The organism is Sphingomonas fuzhouensis (assembly GCF_034659795.1).
In the GTDB taxonomy this organism is placed as follows: Bacteria; Pseudomonadota; Alphaproteobacteria; order Sphingomonadales; family Sphingomonadaceae; genus Sphingomonas; species Sphingomonas fuzhouensis.
The window spans coordinates 329,061-347,233 of sequence record NZ_JAXSQY010000001.1; the positions used below are offsets into that span (position 1 = coordinate 329,061).

Annotated in this window: 20 protein-coding genes; 14 read left to right on the top strand and 6 right to left on the bottom strand. The window is 66.8% G+C overall.

Annotation, left to right across the window (positions count from 1 at the left end):
• Window positions 1-102 precede the first annotated feature (102 nt).
• From ftsZ to U1H82_RS01615, 4 genes are all read left to right on the top strand, one after another.
• Complete coding sequence (gene ftsZ, locus U1H82_RS01600) at window positions 103-1,641, top strand: cell division protein FtsZ (protein WP_322963175.1); 1,539 nt, start codon at window positions 103-105, stop codon at window positions 1,639-1,641.
• A gap of 182 nt (window positions 1,642-1,823) precedes the next feature.
• Window positions 1,824-2,312 (top strand): cupin domain-containing protein, encoded by a 489-nt coding sequence (locus U1H82_RS01605; RefSeq protein WP_322963176.1) that lies wholly within the window; start codon window positions 1,824-1,826, stop codon window positions 2,310-2,312.
• Window positions 2,313-2,432: 120 nt separating this feature from the next.
• The gene (locus tag U1H82_RS01610; protein WP_322963177.1) at window positions 2,433-4,427 is read left to right on the top strand and encodes an SPOR domain-containing protein; all 1,995 of its coding nucleotides are present in this window, start codon (window positions 2,433-2,435) and stop codon (window positions 4,425-4,427) included.
• Window positions 4,424-5,590: a deoxyguanosinetriphosphate triphosphohydrolase gene (locus U1H82_RS01615; RefSeq protein WP_322963178.1), complete on the top strand. Its 1,167-nt coding sequence runs from the start codon at window positions 4,424-4,426 to the stop codon at window positions 5,588-5,590. The genes U1H82_RS01610 and U1H82_RS01615 overlap by 4 nt, the downstream gene beginning before the upstream one ends.
• 101 nt (window positions 5,591-5,691) lie before the next feature.
• On the opposite strand, the gene U1H82_RS01620 is transcribed toward U1H82_RS01615, so the two are convergent.
• Both U1H82_RS01620 and U1H82_RS01625 read right to left on the bottom strand, forming a co-directional pair.
• On the bottom strand, window positions 5,692-6,279 hold the full coding sequence (locus U1H82_RS01620; RefSeq protein ID WP_322963179.1) for a hypothetical protein: 588 nt from the start codon (window positions 6,277-6,279) through the stop codon (window positions 5,692-5,694).
• A 157-nt stretch (window positions 6,280-6,436) separates the two neighbouring features.
• Window positions 6,437-6,736 (bottom strand): hypothetical protein, encoded by a 300-nt coding sequence (locus U1H82_RS01625; RefSeq protein ID WP_322963180.1) that lies wholly within the window; start codon window positions 6,734-6,736, stop codon window positions 6,437-6,439.
• Window positions 6,737-6,965: 229 nt separating this feature from the next.
• Between U1H82_RS01625 and argS the strand changes: the two genes are divergently transcribed.
• Genes argS through U1H82_RS01640 form a run of 3 tightly spaced genes read left to right on the top strand, consistent with a single transcriptional unit; the run spans window position 6,966 to window position 10,448 of the window.
• Entirely contained in the window at window positions 6,966-8,690 is a 1,725-nt protein-coding gene (gene argS / locus U1H82_RS01630) for an arginine--tRNA ligase (protein WP_322963181.1), read from the top strand.
• Window positions 8,690-9,433, top strand: a complete 744-nt coding sequence (locus U1H82_RS01635; protein ID WP_322963182.1) for an SPOR domain-containing protein — start codon at window positions 8,690-8,692, stop codon at window positions 9,431-9,433. The genes argS and U1H82_RS01635 overlap by 1 nt, the downstream gene beginning before the upstream one ends.
• Window positions 9,434-9,443: 10 nt before the next feature.
• Complete coding sequence (locus U1H82_RS01640) at window positions 9,444-10,448, top strand: glycoside hydrolase family 3 N-terminal domain-containing protein (RefSeq protein ID WP_322963183.1); 1,005 nt, start codon at window positions 9,444-9,446, stop codon at window positions 10,446-10,448.
• 3 nt (window positions 10,449-10,451) lie between these two features.
• Here the strand turns inward: U1H82_RS01640 and U1H82_RS01645 are convergent, their stop codons facing one another.
• On the bottom strand, window positions 10,452-11,084 hold the full coding sequence (locus tag U1H82_RS01645; RefSeq protein WP_322963184.1) for a TetR/AcrR family transcriptional regulator: 633 nt from the start codon (window positions 11,082-11,084) through the stop codon (window positions 10,452-10,454).
• 97 nt (window positions 11,085-11,181) lie between these two features.
• On the opposite strand from U1H82_RS01645, the gene U1H82_RS01650 reads away from it, so the two are divergent.
• The 5 genes from U1H82_RS01650 (at window position 11,182) to tatC (ending at window position 14,169) form a co-directional block, all read left to right on the top strand.
• Window positions 11,182-11,910, top strand: a complete 729-nt coding sequence (locus U1H82_RS01650) for a segregation and condensation protein A (RefSeq protein ID WP_375339493.1) — start codon at window positions 11,182-11,184, stop codon at window positions 11,908-11,910.
• The gene (gene scpB / locus U1H82_RS01655) at window positions 11,907-12,521 is read left to right on the top strand and encodes an SMC-Scp complex subunit ScpB (RefSeq protein WP_322963185.1); all 615 of its coding nucleotides are present in this window, start codon (window positions 11,907-11,909) and stop codon (window positions 12,519-12,521) included. Before U1H82_RS01650 ends, scpB begins: the two co-directional genes overlap by 4 nt.
• A 141-nt stretch (window positions 12,522-12,662) precedes the next feature.
• Window positions 12,663-12,899 carry a Sec-independent protein translocase subunit TatA gene (locus U1H82_RS01660; RefSeq protein ID WP_042489978.1) on the top strand — a complete coding sequence of 79 codons (237 nt, stop codon included), beginning with the start codon at window positions 12,663-12,665 and terminating at the stop codon, window positions 12,897-12,899.
• Window positions 12,900-12,931: 32 nt separating this feature from the next.
• Window positions 12,932-13,387, top strand: a complete 456-nt coding sequence (tatB, locus tag U1H82_RS01665; RefSeq protein ID WP_322963186.1) for a Sec-independent protein translocase protein TatB — start codon at window positions 12,932-12,934, stop codon at window positions 13,385-13,387.
• Window positions 13,384-14,169, top strand: coding sequence for a twin-arginine translocase subunit TatC (gene tatC, locus U1H82_RS01670; protein ID WP_322963187.1), 786 nt, complete (start codon window positions 13,384-13,386; stop codon window positions 14,167-14,169). The genes tatB and tatC overlap by 4 nt, the downstream gene beginning before the upstream one ends.
• Before the next feature lie 488 nt (window positions 14,170-14,657).
• On the opposite strand, the gene U1H82_RS01675 is transcribed toward tatC, so the two are convergent.
• The 3 genes from U1H82_RS01675 to U1H82_RS01685 form a co-directional block, all read right to left on the bottom strand.
• Entirely contained in the window at window positions 14,658-14,792 is a 135-nt protein-coding gene (locus tag U1H82_RS01675) for an entericidin A/B family lipoprotein (protein ID WP_322963188.1), read from the bottom strand.
• Window positions 14,793-15,076: 284 nt separating this feature from the next.
• The gene (locus U1H82_RS01680) at window positions 15,077-16,663 is read right to left on the bottom strand and encodes a sensor histidine kinase (RefSeq protein ID WP_445977867.1); all 1,587 of its coding nucleotides are present in this window, start codon (window positions 16,661-16,663) and stop codon (window positions 15,077-15,079) included.
• 12 nt (window positions 16,664-16,675) lie between these two features.
• Window positions 16,676-16,846, bottom strand: a complete 171-nt coding sequence (locus tag U1H82_RS01685) for a NepR family anti-sigma factor (protein WP_322963191.1) — start codon at window positions 16,844-16,846, stop codon at window positions 16,676-16,678.
• A gap of 247 nt (window positions 16,847-17,093) precedes the next feature.
• On the opposite strand from U1H82_RS01685, the gene U1H82_RS01690 reads away from it, so the two are divergent.
• Together U1H82_RS01690 and U1H82_RS01695 are read left to right on the top strand one after the other, a co-directional pair.
• Entirely contained in the window at window positions 17,094-17,894 is an 801-nt protein-coding gene (locus U1H82_RS01690) for a response regulator (RefSeq protein ID WP_322963192.1), read from the top strand.
• 51 nt (window positions 17,895-17,945) lie between these two features.
• Window positions 17,946-18,083: a hypothetical protein gene (locus U1H82_RS01695; protein WP_322963193.1), complete on the top strand. Its 138-nt coding sequence runs from the start codon at window positions 17,946-17,948 to the stop codon at window positions 18,081-18,083.
• The last annotated feature ends 90 nt before the right edge of the window (window positions 18,084-18,173 follow it).

Consider the following 18,173-nt stretch of genomic DNA (forward strand, 5'->3'; position numbering starts at 1 on the left):
TGACGCTTTTGGGTTGGCACTTGGCACAGGTCTGGTGCACTAACGGTTAATTCAGGGGCCCGGTCTTTGCGTACCGATCGGGAACGGTGGAGTAGAATTGGGATGAGCATCGAATTCATCGCACCCGAGGTCGACGAACTGACGCCGCGTATCGCGGTGATCGGTGTCGGCGGTGCCGGCGGCAATGCGATCGCGAACATGATGCGTGCCGAGGTGCAGGGCGTGGATTTCCTCGTCGCCAATACCGACGCGCAGGCGTTGAAGCAGTCGATCGCGCCGCAGCGTATCCAGCTGGGTGCCAAGATCACGCAAGGGTTGGGCGCGGGCAGCCGTCCGGAAATCGGTCGCGCCGCGGCCGAGGAGACGATCGAGGATCTGTCGCGTCTGCTCGAGGGCAGCCATATGTGCTTCATCGCGGCGGGCATGGGCGGTGGCACCGGCACCGGTGCGGCCCCGGTCATCGCCAAGGCGGCGCGTGACATGGGCATCCTGACGGTCGGCGTGGTGACCAAGCCCTTCGCATTCGAAGGCAATCGTCGCGCCAAGTCGGCCGATGGCGGCATCGAGGAGCTTCAGAAGTACGTCGATACCCTGATCGTCATCCCCAACCAGAATCTCTTCCTGATCGCGAACGCCAACACGACGTTCAAGGAAGCCTTCTCGATGGCGGACGAGGTGCTGCAACAGGGCGTGCGCGGCATCACCGACCTGATGGTCATGCCGGGCCTCATCAACCTCGACTTCGCCGACGTCCGTTCGGTGATGCAGGAAATGGGCAAGGCGATGATGGGCACCGGTGAAGCCACCGGCGACAATCGCGCGATCGAGGCGGCGCAGAAGGCGATCGCCAACCCGCTGCTCGACGGCGTGTCGATGCAGGGGGCCAAGGGCGTCATCATCTCGATCACCGGCGGCGATGACATGCGCCTGCTGGAGGTGGACGAAGCGGCGAATCACATTCGCGAGCTGGTCGATCCGGAAGCCAACATCATCTGGGGTTCGGCATTCAATCCCGAACTCGAAGGCCGCATTCGCGTGTCGGTCGTCGCGACCGGTATCGATGCGGACGTGAAGCCCGGTGCGACCGCCCCGGTCGAGGCGCAGCGCAGCAGCTTCAGCATGGGCGGCATGGCGCGCAAGTCGGACGACACGCCCAGCTATCGCCCGAGCGAGCCTGCCGCTGCGGCGCCGCAGGCCCAGGCCGCGCCTGCGGCCCCCGTCGAACCGATGGTGGCGGCGCCTGCGCCCGCACCGACCCCGGCCGCACCGGTGGCGGCTCCGGTCGCATCGACCGCGGCCGCGCCGGTGGCCAAGCCCGCTCCGGCCCCGACGCCCGCTCCGGCAGATGACGAGCTGGTGCTGGGGGCCGACACGATCCTTCCCACCGCGACCACCCCGTCGCAGCCCGCCGCCGTCGAACCTGCGCCGGGTAGCGAAGAGGCGCGCCGCCGCTGGCTCGCTCCCGGCAGCGAAGCAGGCGAGGTGCCCGCACAGCCTGCGCCGCGCGTGAAGCTGGGTGGTACGCTGTTCGAGCGTATGTCGAACGCGGCGCGTGGTGCGCAGCGTGATGACAATGCGCAGGGCGGCTCGGACTCGTCGCTCGACATTCCGCGCTTCCTGCATCGTCAGAACAACCAGTAATCGCTCGCCCGGCGTGCCGGGTGACATCTGGGGAAAGGAGCCCGTGCGATTCGATCGCGCGGGCTTTTTTCTGTCCGGCCATCTTACAGGAAGTTCACTCGCCAGCGGTCCCCGGTGATGCGATCTGCCCGGTCCGGGACGCGCCGATCATGACCGGCGCTGCTGTGACGAGGAGACATGCGATGAACCCCGATTTCCTGCCATTCTGCCGCAAGCTGACCCCGGCACTGACCCCGGCACTGGCCCTTGCGACGCTGGTGCTGGCGACGGGCCCGGCGAGCGCGGAGCAGGCCCCCGGCCATGACCGCATCCACGCCTTTCGCCTGTTCACTGGTCCCGACGGCAATTCGCATGTCGAGGAAGGGACGGTGACCCCCGGCGTTCCCAGCGCGGTCGACAAGATCCACTTCAAGACCACCGCGCCGCATTCCAGCTTCGACTGGCACAATGATCCCGAGCCGCAATATGTGCTGACCCTGGCGGGCACGCTGAAATTCGTGACCAAAACGGGCGAGAACTTTACCCTGCGCCCCGGCGATGTGCTGGTCGCGGAGGATCATACCGGCACCGGCCATCGCTGGACCATGCTGGGCGACCAGCCGTGGAACCGGGCCTATGTGGTGCTGGCGAAGGCGGCCAAGACCGCATTCGTGGCCAACCCGCATCGCTGATCGGGCCGGATGGGGGCGGGGCGGTCGCCTGTTGGTCGACCGTCCGGAGCGGTCGGGCGCGTCGGTGAAGGGTTAGCCATTGCCGCGGCCCGCGAAACACGCTTTATGGGCGATGGTCCCATGACGTTCGCATTTTTTCCCCGCGCTTCGCTCGCGCTCGCGTTGGCCCTCGCCGCCGCGCCCGTGCCCCTCTTCGCGCAGGAAGTGGTTCAGCCGCTTCCCGGCACCACCGATGCCGACAAGCTGGGGGACGTGATGCGCCGTGTCGCGCAGAACCCCCGCAATGTCGACGCGCTGATCGAGGCGGCGGATCTGTCGATCCATCTCGACGACCTGTCCGGTGCCGCCTCGCTGCTGGCGCGGGCCGAGAAGGTCGATCCGCGCGACCCGCGGGTGAAGGCGGGCATGGCATCGATCCTGGTCCGCTCCGAACGGCCGGGCGAGGCGTTGCGCTATTTCGCGCAGGCCGAGGCGGCGGGGCTGCCCGTCGCCCGGTTCGCGGGCGATCGGGGGCTGGCCTATGACCTGATCGGCGATCAGGCGCGAGCGCAGCGCGACTATCGCCTGGCGCTGGCCAACGCACCGAGCGACGAGATCGTGCGCCGCTATGCGCTGTCGCTGGGCATTTCCGGGCAGCGGGACCAGGCGCTCGAACAGCTCGATCCGCTGCTTCGCAAGACCGACCGTGCGGCCTGGCGGGCCCGCGCCTTCATCCTGGCGATGGGCGGCGACCTGCCCGAGGCGACGCGAATCGCCACCACGATGATGCCGCCGCAATTGGCGCAGGGGCTGCAACCCTTTTTCCAGCGGCTGCCGACCTTGCCGGCGATCGACCGCGCCTTTGCGGTCCATTTCGGTGAAACGCGCGCCACGCCCGAACGGCTCGCCGATGCGCGTCTGGCCCCCAGCCTGCCGCCGCTAACCCCGGATGCGCCGGTCGCGCTGGCTTCGGCGCCCGTCACCGCACCCGTTCCGGCGACGACACGGGATGACCGGCGGCGCGGCGGGCGGAACACGCGTGGGGTAGCCGTGGCGGCCGTGACGCCGCAACCGGCGACGCGCACACCTGTCGCGACTACGCCGATCCAGATGGCGGCGGCATCGCCGATGAAGACGGTTCCGCCGCAGCCGGGCTTCAGCGGCGCGCTGCCGACGGCGTCCGAAACGCGTACGCCGGCCGAAACCGCGTCGAACACGGCGCGTCCGATGATCCAGCCGCTTCCTGCCGCGCCGGTGACGACGCCGACCACCACGACCTCGGCGCCGTCGACGATGGTCATGGTGCAGCCGCTGCCCGCTTCGCCTGCGCCGAACCCTGCGCCGCCCGTTCAGATGGTGCAGGCCGTACCGGCCGAGACGCCCGCCTCGCCAACCCCCGTCGCGACCGCGATGGTGCAACCGCTGCCCAAAAAGGTCGAGGAACCGGCTGCACCGCGTCCGACCCGCGCGTCGGCCCGTCGTCCGTCGCTGGCATCGGCACGGGCGGTCCGCGAGGATTCGGTGCTCGCGCGCATCGTCGCCAATCTGTCGATCCCCGCCTCCGAACTGGGCGTGGAAGGCCCCGAGCGTCCCGTCGCGATCGCCGCCAACACGCCGAACAGCGGTGCGCAGCGGGTGGTGGCCGAGGCCCGCGCCAAGACCCAGCGCGATCGCGAAGCCCGCGAAAAGGCCGCCGAGGCGGTCGAGTCGCCGCCGCGTGCGCCCACCGCCGCGGAACGCAAGGCCGCCGCCGCCAAGGCCGCTGCCGAGAAGAAGGCGCTTGCCGCGAAAAAGGCCGAGGCCGAAAAAAAGGCGCTCGCCGCCAAAGAAGAGGCCGAGGAAAAGAAGCGCGCCCGCGCGAACCCCGAGCGTATCTGGGTACAGGTCGCGGGCGGCGCGAACGAGGACGATCTGCCCAAGGCCTGGGCCGCGACCAAATCCAAGGCGCCCGAGCTGTTCGCCGCTCGCAAGGGGTATAAGACGCCGAACCGCGCGACCCACCGCGTCCTGACCGGCCCCTTCAAGACCGAGGCGGAGGCCCGCGCCTTCGTCAACCAGCTCGCCAAGAAGGGGGTTTCGGCCTTCCCCGTGACCAGCGATGCGGGGCAGGCGGTAACGCGGCTCGACGCCAAGTGAGCCGCTTCGCCCCCTGGGCGTCCTTTCCCGAGCATAGCCGGGGCCGTCGCCATGACGAGGCCACGGCCCTGGCGCGGGGACCGCGCGATGCGTTCCAGCGCGACCGCGACCGGATCATCCATTCGATCAGCTTCCGGCGGTTGCGGCACAAGACTCAGGTCTTCATGGCGCCCGATGGCGACCATTTTCGCGTCCGCCTGACCCACAGCCTGGAGGTCGCGCAGATCGGCCGCACCATCGCGCGCACGCTGGGGCTGAACGAGGACCTGACCGAGGCGCTGTGCCTGGCGCATGATATCGGCCATCCGCCCTTCGGCCATGCGGGGGAGGATGCGCTGAAGGCTGCGCTCGCCGATCATGGCGGCTTCGACCATAACGGCCATACGCTGCGCACCTTGACCGAAATCGAGCGACCCTATCCCCGCTGGGACGGGCTGAACCTCAGTTGGGAGACGCTGGAGGGGCTGGCCAAGCATAACGGCCCGGTACGTCACCCCGGCTGGGCGCTGCGCGAGGCGGATGCGGGCTTTCCGCTCGATCTGGACAGCCATGCCTCGCTGGAGGCGCAGGTCGCCGCGCTGGCGGACGACATCGCCTATGACAATCACGATATCGATGACGGCCTGCGTGCCGGGCTGCTGACGCTCGACCAGTTGCTGGCGGTGCCGCTGGTCGCGCGCGGCTGGGACGCGGCGCGGGCGCAGTTTCCCGATGTCGCGCCCAAGCGGCTGGCGAGCGAACTGATCCGCTCGCAGATCGGTGTGATGGTCAACGATCTGGTCGCCGAAACCCGGACCCGCATCGCCGAGAGCGGGGTAGGGGATGTGGCCGATGTCCGCGCGGCGGGCCGGGCGCTGGTCGGCTTTTCCGACGCGATGCGGATCGAGGAGCGCGAGCTGAAGCGCTTCATGTACGCCAATCTTTATCACCACCCGCTGCAACTGGCGGCGGCGGACGCGGCGCATGGCATCGTCAAAGGCCTGTTCGCGGCCTATCATGCCGACCCTGCGCAACTGCCCGAGGAATGGCGCGAGCGCCTGCCGAGTGAAGAACCGGCGCGCAGTCGGCATATCGCGGACTTCATCGCGGGTATGACCGATCGCTATGCGGTGCGCTGCTATCGCGAAAGGGTGGGGGACATCGACCTGCCCGAGGGGTTTTGACCGAACGGGCCTGCCGGGATGGATTTCCCGGCTGGTGGCCGCTGCAACCGTCATGCCACCCCGACTAAGCTGCGGTGTAATCTGATCGGCCTCCAGGCCCGCTATTTCGCGAGCGGGGTACCCGCTTTCATCTTCGTCAGACGCTCTTCCTGCTTCGCCTGGGATGGAACGCCCAGCGCGGCGCGCAGCGAATCCGGTATCAGCTTGCGGTCATAAGGCTCCATCGTGGGGCCGGTTTCACGGCTGCTCAGATATTGGGTTCCGTAAATCTGCTTCTGGCCGATGGTCTGGAGATAGCGGTCCAGTGTCGCCGCTGCGATCCAGGCAGCCTCCTTGTTGCCCTTGGTCGCGGATGCCAGAGCCAGACTATGGGCCAGCAGGTAATTGTCCGGCGTATTTCCATGCTGGAAGATGAACGCGGCGCGATAAAAGTCATTGGCCGTTTGCAGCTGGCCTTCCTGCAGAAGAACCTGGGTACGCTCACGCCGCATGCGATCCTGGTCGATCATTCGCGTAACGAAGGCCCGGTCCTTGATCTGTTCGGGCTTGATATTCTTCCGCACCGACTGGTCTGCGGTGAAGAGGTTTGCGATTTCGGGATTGTCACCCGCCGCAAGATTCTGCGCTGAGGCCGGGACCGATAAGATGGTTGCGGTCGCCAACAGCGATAGTCCGGTCAGACATTTCATGGCTATTCCCCCGAATGCGAACCCGCCGCAGCATCGCACTGGGAAGCAAGTTAGTAAATCGAAGGCGGGCACGCGTTTTCCGCAAAATCCAAAGAAAAAAGGCCCGCTCCTCCCATCGGAGGAACGAGCCGTTTTCCTTCAAGCCGTCAGGCCGCGATCAGCGAGCGCTGGTCTCGACGCCCGCGCCCAGGGCGCCGCGCGCTTCGTCGGTGGTGAAGGCGACTTCGGTGTTGCCGGTCGTGCCGGTCACGCGGTGGCCCTTCACGACGAAGCGGAACGGCTCGCCACCCGGATAGCGACGGCCCTGGATCACCGAACGGCCGTTCTCGGTCGAACGGGTATAGACATAGGTGCTGCCCTCGTGGACGAAACGCTGCTCGCCCTCGGCGGCGATCGCACCGATGGTGGGGACGGCGGCGGCGACGGTGGCGGCCAGGATCAGAATGGTCTTGCGCATGATCGAAACTCCCGCATGTGCGTTGAGCCGGATCAGGTCCTCTCGCGCTTTGTTAGCGCTTCTACTTTCGCCGTCCGAAATATTGCGATGCAGCATTGTCGGCAACTGCAAAGGGATTCCGCCTGATTGCACTCGGCGCAATCGTCCCACGACCCGGCACGCCATGATTTGAAGCGGGCGCGCGATTTCGCTAGAGCGCAACGCTTTGCTACCCCGATCGGACGATGTGATGACCCTCTACACCCGCTTTGCCGCGCATATCGACGCGGCGCTGGACACGCTGGTCGCCGCCGGCACGCTGCCCGGCGGGCTGGATCGCCGCAACGTGACCGTGGAGCCGCCGCGCGACGCGAGCCATGGCGACCTCGCCACCAACGCCGCGATGGTGCTGGCCAAGCCCGCAGGCACCAATCCGCGCGCGCTGGCCGAGGCGATCGCGGCCGAACTGGGCAAGCTGGACGAAGTGGACAGCGTGTCGGTCGCGGGGCCGGGCTTCCTCAACATGCGGTTGACCGATGCGGCATGGCGCGACGAGCTGGCTGCGATCCCGCAGGCGGGCGGCGATTATGGCCGTTCGACGCGCGGGAAGGGCGTGACCGTCAATATCGAATATGTCTCGGCCAATCCGACGGGGCCGATGCATATGGGCCATTGTCGCGGCGCGGTGGTGGGCGATGCGCTCGCCACGCTGCTGGAGTTTGCGGGTCACAAAGTCATCCGCGAATATTATGTTAACGATGCAGGGGGGCAGGTCGACGTCCTCGCCCGCTCGGCGCACTTGCGCTACCGCGAGGCGCTGGGCGAGACGATCGAAATCCCGGAAGGCCTGTATCCGGGCGAGTATCTGAAGCCGATCGGTGCCGAACTGGCGGCCGAATATGGCGACAAGTTCGTGGATGCGCCCGAGAACGAATGGCTGGTCCAGTTCCGTACCCGCGCGGTCGCGGCGATGATGGCGATGATCCGCGAGGACCTCGCGCTGCTGGGCATCCATCACGACATCTTCTCCTCGGAGGCCGAACTCCAGGCGGCGGGCAAGCCCGAGGCGGCCGAGGCCGAGCTGCGTTCGCGCGGCCTGGTCTATGACGGCGTGCTGGAGGCTCCCAAGGGCGAGACGCCCGAGGATTGGGAGCCGGTCGAGCTGCCGCTGTTCCGTTCCAGCCAGTTCGGTGACGATCAAGACCGCCCGATCAAGAAGTCGAACGGCGCCTGGACCTATTTCGGCGCCGATCTGGCCTATCATTATCAGAAGGCGCAGACCGCCGACCAGCTGATCGACATCTGGGGCGCCGACCATGCGGGCACCGTCAAGCGGATCGTCGCGGCGGTCGAGGCGCTGACCGGCGGCAAGACCAAGTTCGACGTGAAGCTCGTCCAGATGGTCCGCCTGCTGCGCGGCGGCGAGCCGGTGAAGATGTCCAAGCGCGCGGGCAACTTCGTGACGCTGGCCGATGTCGTGCGCGAGGTCGGCAAGGATGTGGTGCGCTTCACCATGCTGACCCGCCGTGCCGATGCGCAGATGGACTTCGACTTCGCCAAGGTGGTCGAGGCGTCGAAGGACAATCCCGTCTTCTACGTCCAATATGCCCATGCCCGCATCGCCTCGCTGAAGCGCCGCGCGGCCGAGGCGGGGATCGAAGGGGGCACCGCCGACCTGTCGCTGCTCGACGCCGAGGACCTCGCGCTGGTGAAGCTTGCCGCCCAGTTTCCGCGCATCGTCGAGACGGCGGCGACCGCGCGTGAGCCGCACCGTATCGCCTTCTATCTCTATGACCTGGCCGCCGCCTTCCATGCCGCCTGGAATGTCGGCAACGACCGCGTCGATCGCCGCTTCCTGATTGCGGAAGACGCCGAACTGACCCGCGCGCGTCTTTTCCTCAGCGACGGGATCGGGCAGATCATACGCAACGGCCTGGCGCTGATGGGCGTCGAAGCCGTGTCGGAGATGAAGTGATGGCGAACGAAACGGACGGTCGTGCCCTGGATCTGGACGAGGCGGATCGCCTGCCCTGGCTGGAAACCGTCGAGGCCGATGAGCCCGAGGGCGTCGGCATCGGCAAGGTCGTGGCGCTGGTCATTATCGGCCTCGCCATCCTGGCGGCGATCGGCTTCGGCTTCTACAAATGGCAGGCGCATCAGGCCGCCGCAGACGGCGACGGAGCGGTGATCGCCGCGCCCGAAGGCGATTATAAGGTCCGTCCGGCCGATCCCGGCGGGTTGAAGGTCAAGGGCGAGGGCAACACGGCGATCGCGACCAGCGCGGGCAAGCCCGGCGGCACCGGCGCGATCGACCTGCGCGCCGTGCCGGAAGCGCCGATGAACGGCACCCGCGTCGTTCAGAAGCCCGCCGAGCCCAATGGCGGTCGCAATGCCGTGGCGCAGGTGCCGGAATCGGGTGGCAAGCTGGTCGCGCCTGCGCCCGTCGCTGCCGCGCGCGCGCCCGCCGCCGCGCCGACCGGCAGCGGTGCGATGGTCCAGCTGGGTGCCTATCCCAGCGAGTCCTCGGCCAATGCCGCCTGGGACCGCTTCTCCAAGCGCTTCTCCTATGTCGCGGCGCTCGGCAAGGTGGTGCAGCCGGTCGCGTCGAACGGCAAGACCCTCTACCGCCTGCGCGTGAATGCCGGTTCGGCCAACCAGGCCGCCGACATTTGCGGTCGCCTGCGCGTGGCGGGCGAAAGCTGCTTCGTCGCCAGCTGATCGCCCGGCCATGATCCCCGTCATTTTCGGCCTGTCCGGCCCGGTGCTGACCTCCGACGAGCGCGCGTTCTTCGCCTCGGTCGAACCGGCGGGCTATATCCTGTTCAAGCGCAACATCGTCGACCGGGCGCAGGTCCGCGCGCTGACGGACAGCTTGCGGGACCTGGCGGGGCGCGACGATCTGGCGATCCTGATCGATCAGGAAGGCGGTCGGGTCGCGCGCATGGGGCCGCCCGAATGGCCCGCTTTCCCGGCCGGACCGGTCTTTGCCGGGCTGTATGACAAAGCGCCGATGTCGGCGATCCAGGCGATGCGCGCCAACGGCCAGGCTTTGGGCGCGATGCTGCGTGAGGTCGGGATCACCGTCGACTGCGCGCCGCTGCTCGACGTGGCGCAACCCGACACGACCGAGGCGATCGCCTGCCGCGCTTATGGCAGCGCGCCGATGCCGGTCGCCGCACTGGGCCGCGCGATGCTGGAAGGGCTGGCGGCGGCGGGCGTCGTCGGGGTGGTCAAACATATGCCGGGCCATGGCCGCGCGCTGGTCGACTCGCACCATCTGCTGCCGACCGTCACCGCCAGTGAGGCGGAGTTGGAAGTCGACCTCGAACCCTTCATCACCCTGTCGGGCGCGGCGATGGGCATGACCAGCCATATCGTGTTCGAGGCTTGGGACGCCGAGCGGCCTGCGACCCTGTCCCCGACTGTGATCGAGCGGATCATCCGGGGGCGGATCGGCTTTGACGGGCTGCTGATGACCGACGATATCGACATGAAGGCGCTGTCCGGCACCGCGGGCGAGAAGGCGGCGGGTGCGCTGGCGGCGGGATGCGATCTCGTCCTCGATTGCTGGGCGCGGATGGACGAGATGGTCGAGATCGCCGGGCGCGTGCCTCCGATCACGGACACCGCGCGTTCGCGCCTCGACCGGGCGATGGCGAGCGTCGGCGCGGGCGAAGGCGACTTTGCTGAGCTGATCGCCCGCCGCGACGCATTGCTGGCGTTGGTGGACTGACGATCAGTCACGCACGAACAGCGCCAGGACATTCTGGACGAACGCCTCCCGCCGCGTCGGGTCGTCCAGATCGTCCAGCGTCACCGACCGCATCATCAACGGCATCGCCACGGCCCCCAACAACAACCCGATATAGAGTTCCGGGTCGCTGCCCGAACGCTCCCGCCCCCGCGCCGCAGCGACGACGGGCAGCATGGCGTCGCGATACACGCGCCACATCCGCGCGATCACATAATCCCGGCGCAGTCCCGGCCGTGACACCTGGTCGATAAAGAACCGGCCGAGATCGGGCAGTGCGAGGTTGAGCCGGACAAAGGCCTCGACCGTCACCGCCAATCGATCCTGCGGGCCCGCATCGGCTGCGATGGCGCTGGCCGTGAACATCTCTTCCAGTCGTCGTGACACATCGTCGACGATCGCCTGCCACAGGCCCATCTTGCCGTCATAGCGTCGGGCGATGAGCGCGGTATCGACGCCCGCCGCCTCGGCCACCTGCCGCAAATGGGTGCCCTCCCAGCCATGCCGGGCAAAGGCAGTGACGGCCGCGTCGAGGATATGGCGCGGGGAGGGGCCTTCATCCTTGCGCGGGCGTCCGCGCTGGCGGCGTATGTCTGGGGTCGAAGCGATCATCGTCATGACGTGGCAATAAATCAACGTTTGATGATTTAAAAGGGGTTCGGCGATGGCTGCGTACTGCCGCGTCTCGCTATCGTGGCGGATCGCCGCTAAGCTGATGCCGATGACGGGGGAACAACTGACGCTCGATCTGGACGGATGGGAGGGGCCGCTCGACCTGTTGCTGTCGCTTGCCCGTTCGCAAAAGGTCGATCTGCGGCAGATTTCGATCCTGGCGCTCGTCGAACAATATCTGCGCTTCGTCGACAAGGCCGGGCGGATGCAGTTGGAACTGGCCGCCGATTATCTGGTGATGGCCGCCTGGCTCGCCTATCTCAAATCCTCGCTGCTCTTGCCCCGCCCGCCCGAGGAAGAGCCGGACCCCGAGGAAATGGCGCTGCGCCTGCAACTCCGGCTGGAGCGGCTGGCGGCGATGCGCGAATGCGGTGCGCGGCTGATGGCCCGCGACCGGCTGGGCCGCGACGTGTTCCCGCGCGGCGCGCCCGAGGGGCTGGCGGTGCAGCGCAAGGCGATGTGGCAGGCCGAGCTGTACGACCTGATCTCCGCCTATGGCCGGATCAACGCGCGGACCCGCCCAGTCATGCATGTCGTCGCCGATCGACAGGTCATGACGCTGGAAGCCGCGCTGGAACGGGTGTCGATGCTGGTCGGCAGCCGGGTCGACTGGTCCGCGATCGAGACCTTCCTGCCCGAGGGCAGCGAAAGGCTGCGGCGATCGGCGCTGGCGTCGAGCTTCCTGGCGGTGCTGGAACTGGCGCGTCAGGGTAAGGTGGAACTCCGCCAGGCCGCCCCCTTCGCGCCGCTGCTGATCCGCCAGCCCGCATGACCGAGATCGACCCGACCGTCCGCGCCGTGGAAGCGGTGCTGTTCGCCTCGCCCGAGCCGATGGCGATCGATTCGATCCGGGCCCATGTCGGCGTCGGCAAGGGCGGGGCGGATATCCGCGCCGCGCTGGAACGGCTGGAGGCCGATTATCGCGGGCGGGGCATCGTTCTCGTTCGCCGCGGCGACCGCTGGCATTTCCAGACCGCGCCCGACCTTGCTCACCTGCTGCGCCGTGATCGCGAGGAGGCGCGCCGCCTGTCGCGGGCCGCGATCGAGACGCTGGCGATCATCGCCTATCACGAACCCGTCAGCCGCGCCGAGATCGAGGCGATTCGCGGCGTCGCCATCTCCAAGGGCACGCTCGACGTGCTGATGGAGGCGGGCTGGGTCCGCCCCGCCGGGCGGCGCGAGGTGCCGGGGCGGCCGCTCATCTATGCGACCACGCCCGCCTTTCTCCAGCATTTCGGGCTGACCAGCCGGCGCGACCTGCCGGGGTTGGAGGATCTGCGGGCTGCCGGGCTGCTCGACCCCGTCGATCTGGCGCTGGAGCGGATGGGGGATGACGATATGCCCGATGCCGCAACGGATTCGACCGAGGCCCAGCCCGATTGAGCGCTTTTCTTTGCGTCATGGCCGCGTCACAATGCTCGGCCACGGCCTCCGCATCCCCGGATCGGGGCCATTCCCACCGGTCGACCATTGCCGCTGGCGATGCCAAGCCCTAGATAGAACATAAATTCCAGGAGACGTGCCATGGGCAGCTTTAGCCCGATCCACCTTCTCGTTCTCGCGGTCGTCGCGATCCTTCTGCTCGGCGGCGGGCGTTTCTCCAACCTGATGGGCGACGTCGCCAAGGGTGTGAAGAATTTCAAGAAGGGCATGGCCGAGGAAGACGAGACGTCCGCCAAGCCATCGGCGCGGATCGAAGCGCAGAAGTCGGCCGAGCCCGCCTTCGACCGCGACGGCGAGCGCGTGCGCGACGATCGCTGATCCGGTCCGCTTAGACCCAGCACCGGACGTCCATGTTCAACATCGATTCCAGCGAGTTTTTGCTGGTCGCCATCGTCGCGCTCGTCGTGATCGGCCCCAAGGACCTGCCCAAGGCGATGCGGGTCGTCGGCTATTGGGTGGGCAAGGCGCGTGGCGTCACGCGCCAGTTCCGCCAGGGCTTCGACAATATGGTTCGCGAGGCCGAGCTGGAGGAAATGGAAAAGCGCTGGGCGGCGGAAAATGAGCGCATCATGCGCGAGCATGCCGCCGAGACACCCAGCGTGACGCATGTCGATACCGACGCCGCTGTCCCGGCGGCGCCGTCTGCCTTGGCCGATACGACGCATCCGACGATGACGTCCGACGCGCCGCATCACGATTCTCATCAGGATCATAGCGACAAGCCGGTGATGGTCGAAAAGCCCGTCGTCGCGCCCGCGCCCGCCAGCGAGCATCCCCCGCGCGGGACCGAAGGGGCGGCATCGTGAGCGATCATGACGAGATCGACGCAAGCCGTGCGCCCTTGCTTGAACATCTGATCGAACTGCGGCGGCGGCTGCTCTACTGCATCATCGCCATCGGCCTGGCTTTTGCCGTGTCGATGTATTTCTCCGAGGCGATCTTTGGTTTTCTGGCCAAGCCGCTGCTCAAGGCGGGGCAGGGGACGCTAGTCTATACCCAGATTTTCGAGGCGTTCTTCGTTCAGGTGAAGGTGTCGTTCTTCGCCGCGATGATGATCTCGTTCCCGGTGATCGCCAATCAGCTGTGGCAGTTCGTCGCGCCGGGGCTGTACCGCAAGGAAAAGAAGGCGCTGCTGCCCTTCCTGCTGGCGACACCGGTGCTGTTCCTGATGGGGGCGGCGATGGCCTATTATATCGCCATCCCGATGGCGCTGCACTTCCTGCTGGGCTTCGACGGCATGGTCGGCGGCGTGAAGCGCGAGGCGCTGCCCGCGATCGGCAATTACCTGTCCTTCGTGATGCAGTTCCTGTTCGCCTTCGGCCTGGCCTTCCTGTTGCCGGTCCTGCTGATGCTGCTGGAGCGGGCGGGGATCGTCACGCGCAAGCAGCTGATTGGGGCACGGCGCTATGCCATCGTTGCCGCCACGGCGGTCGCGGCGGTGCTGACCCCGCCCGACCTGATGTCGCAGGTGCTGCTCGCGGTGCCGCTCATCATTCTCTACGAACTGGCGATCATCGGCATCTGGTTCACCGAACGCGCCCGGTCCAAGCAGGTGGCCGTGGACGAGGATGCCGACGCGACGGCGTAATTGCCGCAGATTTGGGTTTGGAAAGGGTTCCGGTGAAAGCCGGGGCCCTTTTCTTTTGGACGACGCGGCGGCGTGGATGATCGGTGCCGATCGCCGGAACGCGATATCCTTGGTGCCGATACGAAGCCTGCCGCGGCACCCAGGTTTTTGCCGGGATGGTGCGTTAGGGCGCGATGACATTGCATTGAAGCGATGCGAGCCCCTCCCCTTCAGGGGAGGAGTTGGGGTGGGGCATTGCCACGAGCGACAAGCTTGCGGACGCGCCCCACCCCCGGCCCCTCCCCTGAAGGGGAGGGGTGAGTCCATCTCATGTCATCCGCCTCTATGGAAAGGAAATCACCTTTCGTAGCGACGCGCGGCAAGGGTTGGCCGTTTGGGGCCATATGTGCCCCTTGGCCCGGTTCCATCCCCGCATTCCAGCCGGAAACGGAAAGGGCCCCGGCGGGATACCGCCGGAGCCCTTTCGCCTTGTCAGCCGGGTGAAGGGCTTACTTGGCGTCGTTCGCCGTCTTGGCGACGGTGTTGCCCGCCGAGCTCACGTCGCGGCCGACGCCCTCGACGGTGTTGCATGCGCTGACCATCAGCGCACCGGCGACGATCGCCAGACCCATGAGCTTCCGCATTCTTTGTCTCCTCGGTGAATTCCGTCGCCGATCAATGCGCCACGCGCCCATTCGTTCCGCGTTCGTCACGGATCAGGCCTTGGAAGAAGGAAGCGGGAAGAAAGGAAGGCCCCAAAAAGGTTAAGGCCTGGAAGCGTCACCGGGGGGGGGGAGGGTGGACGCTTCCAGGCCTATGGCTTGGACAGCGAGAGCGGGGGGGCATAAGTTCGCTATCCGAAGAGCAGAACCCACTGGCGGATCAAGGGTTCCCGACTTTCTTCGCGCCAGCCAATCTTTTTTGCGGATCAGTCGCGCCCGACGATCGGGATGGCGATTTCATAGGCGCCGGTCAGCGGATCATGGTGCAGCGGCGCGCGAAGCTGGCGCGCAAGACCCTCCATCACCCGGCCATAACGCTTGCCGATCAGGTGGCGCAGCTCGTCCGTTTCGACCAGCGCGCGGGAGACGACGCGGACCACGGCCCGGCCTTCCTGCTCGGCAGGCTTGATCGCGACGCGGATCTGCGCGGCAGGATCGCAATTCATCGCCAGCTCGATCGTCTCGGTGACGAGGAAGGCGACCGCGACCGCCACGTCCTGATTGACCAGCAGTGGCGCGACGTCGAGCGAGATGCCGATCCCGGCGGCATTTTCCGGCGCGGTGGCGCGGATATTGGCGGCCAATTCCCCGATCATCGTGCGCAGGTTCAGCCCGCGATTCTCCTCCAGTTCGGCGAAATGATGGCGGTGGACCACCGCCAGCGCGTCGACCCGCCGCTGGATCGAGGAATAGGCGGCCATCGCCTCCGGTCCCGTTGCGCCGCGCGCATGGAAATTGATGAGGCTGGAGATGACCTGAAGGTTGTTCTTGACCCGGTGATGGACCTCGCGCGTCAGCTTGGTCTGGCGCACCAGCCCTTCGGCCAGCCCGGCCTCATGGGTCGCGACGGTCCGGGTGATCGCCTCGAACGTGTCGGCCAGGTCGCGGATTTCCTGCGCGGGCGCGGCCTCGACCTGCGAGATGTCGAGGACTTCGCCCGGCTGATAGGTGGCGACGATGGCGCGCAACCGCCGCAGCGGCCGGATCAGCAGCCGGTCGACGATGAACCAGCCCAGTACCACCGCCGCCAGCCACATCAGCAGGGGGAGCGCAAGCGCGACGATCAGCGACGAGGTGATCGGCGCGCTGGGCGTCGAGGTGCGCAGGGCCAGCCCGGCAATGCCCAGCTCGGTGCGCATCGACTTCATCCGTTCCAGCGTACCCGGCCGGGCGATCTGATGGATCGGCAACGCCTCACCGTCCAGCTCCAGCACCGATTCGACCGGGCTCGACGGCGTACTCTGGTCGACCAGCGAACGGAGGAAAGGCAGCGGGAAGAAGGCGCGCGCCTGGGCGCGACCGTCCTGGCTCTGTACCGACAGCACCAGGCCCTTGCCGGGCAGCAGGTCGGCCCCGATCGGCGATCCGTTGGCCGGCGTCGGCAGCGCGGCGGGCAGGGGATCGCCGCACAAGGTGCGACCCGAACGATCGGTGATGAGGAAACGGGCGCCGCTCAGCGATTGTTGCGCGAACACGCCCTGGGCGCGGGCGCAACTGGGCATGTCGAGCGGGTCCTGCCCCATGGCCCGCACCGCGACACGCAGCGCAGTCATGTCGCCCATCAGTTCGGCGGCGATGGCGCGGGCATCTTCGTTCGCCGAGATACGCAGGCGACCGGCAACCTCGCTATCGGCGAGGCGTGTCGTCTGGAGCGTGGCGAAGACGGCGATCGCGGCCAGGATGAACAGGGTGCTGCCGAGCACCAGAACGAGCTTCGCTCCCGTGGTCAGACGGGGCGGGGCGGGGCGGAGGCGTTCTTGGGCCTCGATATCTTGGGGAGGAGCGCTGGCCATTCAGCGGGACGTTCAGTCCAGCTTGCTGAGAAGGTCAAGCATCTCGTCTGGGATCTTTTCGTCGACCGCGCGCTGATACGCCTGGCGAAGGGCCTGGCCCGCATCTTTCTCACCACCCTTTTGGGGCGGAGAGGACGGCGTTTTCTTCGTCTTGTTGCCCAAACTCAAAATATCCCCCTGCACGACCCACTAGCGGGGCAACCGACGCAATGGCGGCCCGTGGCACCGCCGGTTGGCGTCATGCCAGGGCCATAGTTGATGTGGCGATGAAACCAAATTCGATCTTGTTGGTTCCCGATGCGATACGAAAAAACCGAAAGGCGTGCCGATATGGCATGGCGGGCGGGGTTTTCGGGAAACGGCATTGAAAACACGCGCGGGGGCCAGCACATCAGGCTTTCGCGAATACCTCAGGGAGTGATCATTACCCATGTCGCTTGGACAGCAGCTTGCGCCCCATCTTCCCTTCCTGCGGCGCTATGGCCGGGCCCTGACCGGCAGCCAGATGCACGGCGACAAATATGTCCGCGCCACGCTGGAGGCGATCGTCGCGGCCCCGGACCAGTTCCCGCGTGACGTCGATCCGCGTCTTGGTCTCTACCGGATGTTCCAGGGCATCTGGTCGTCGGCCAATTATGACGAACTGGACAATGACGGTGTCGATACCGACGGCAATGAAGGCGTGGCGCGGGCCCGTCTGGCCCGGATGACGCCGCTGTCGCGCCAGGCGCTGCTGTTGACCGCGATGGAGGGCTTCACGCCCGAAGACGCGGCCTATCTGATCGATGTCGAACCCAGCGAGGTCGAGGCCCTGGTGTCCGAGGCGCTGGCCGAGATCGAGAAGCAGACCCGCGCCCGCGTCCTCATTATCGAGGACGAACCGATCATCGCGATGGATATCGAGACGATCGTGCGCGACCTGGGTCATGAAGTGACCGGCGTCGCCGTGACCCGTGACGAGGCGGTCGCGCTGGCGATGGAGGATCGTCCGGGCCTGGTGCTGGCCGACATCCAGCTGGCCGACGACAGCTCGGGCATCGATGCGGTCAAGGACATCCTGGCCGAGTTCGAGGTGCCGGTGATCTTCATCACCGCCTTCCCCGAGCGTCTGCTGACCGGTGAGCGGCCCGAGCCGACCTTCCTGATCACCAAGCCGTTCCAGCGCTCGACCGTGAAGGCCGCGATCAGCCAGGCGCTGTTCTTCGACCAGAGCACCGTTCCCGCCGAATAAGAAAGACGATCAGTTACGGACCCAAAACGGTCGAGAGGCGTTAAGGCAGACATGGTTGATCCCAATGAACCCATTCATGTCGCCAAAGAGGACGCTCGGGCAGGATCGACGCCGCATGTCACGCGGTATGTCCTGCCCATCTCGCTGGTGCTCGTGATCGTCATCTTCGCCTTTCTGGTGTTGCGCTGACGCGGGTCTGGGCGATTAGGCCCTTGGGACGGCTGGCTATTTCAGGGTCGGCCCCTTATATTTCGAAATGGTCGCACCGGCGGCCGTTTC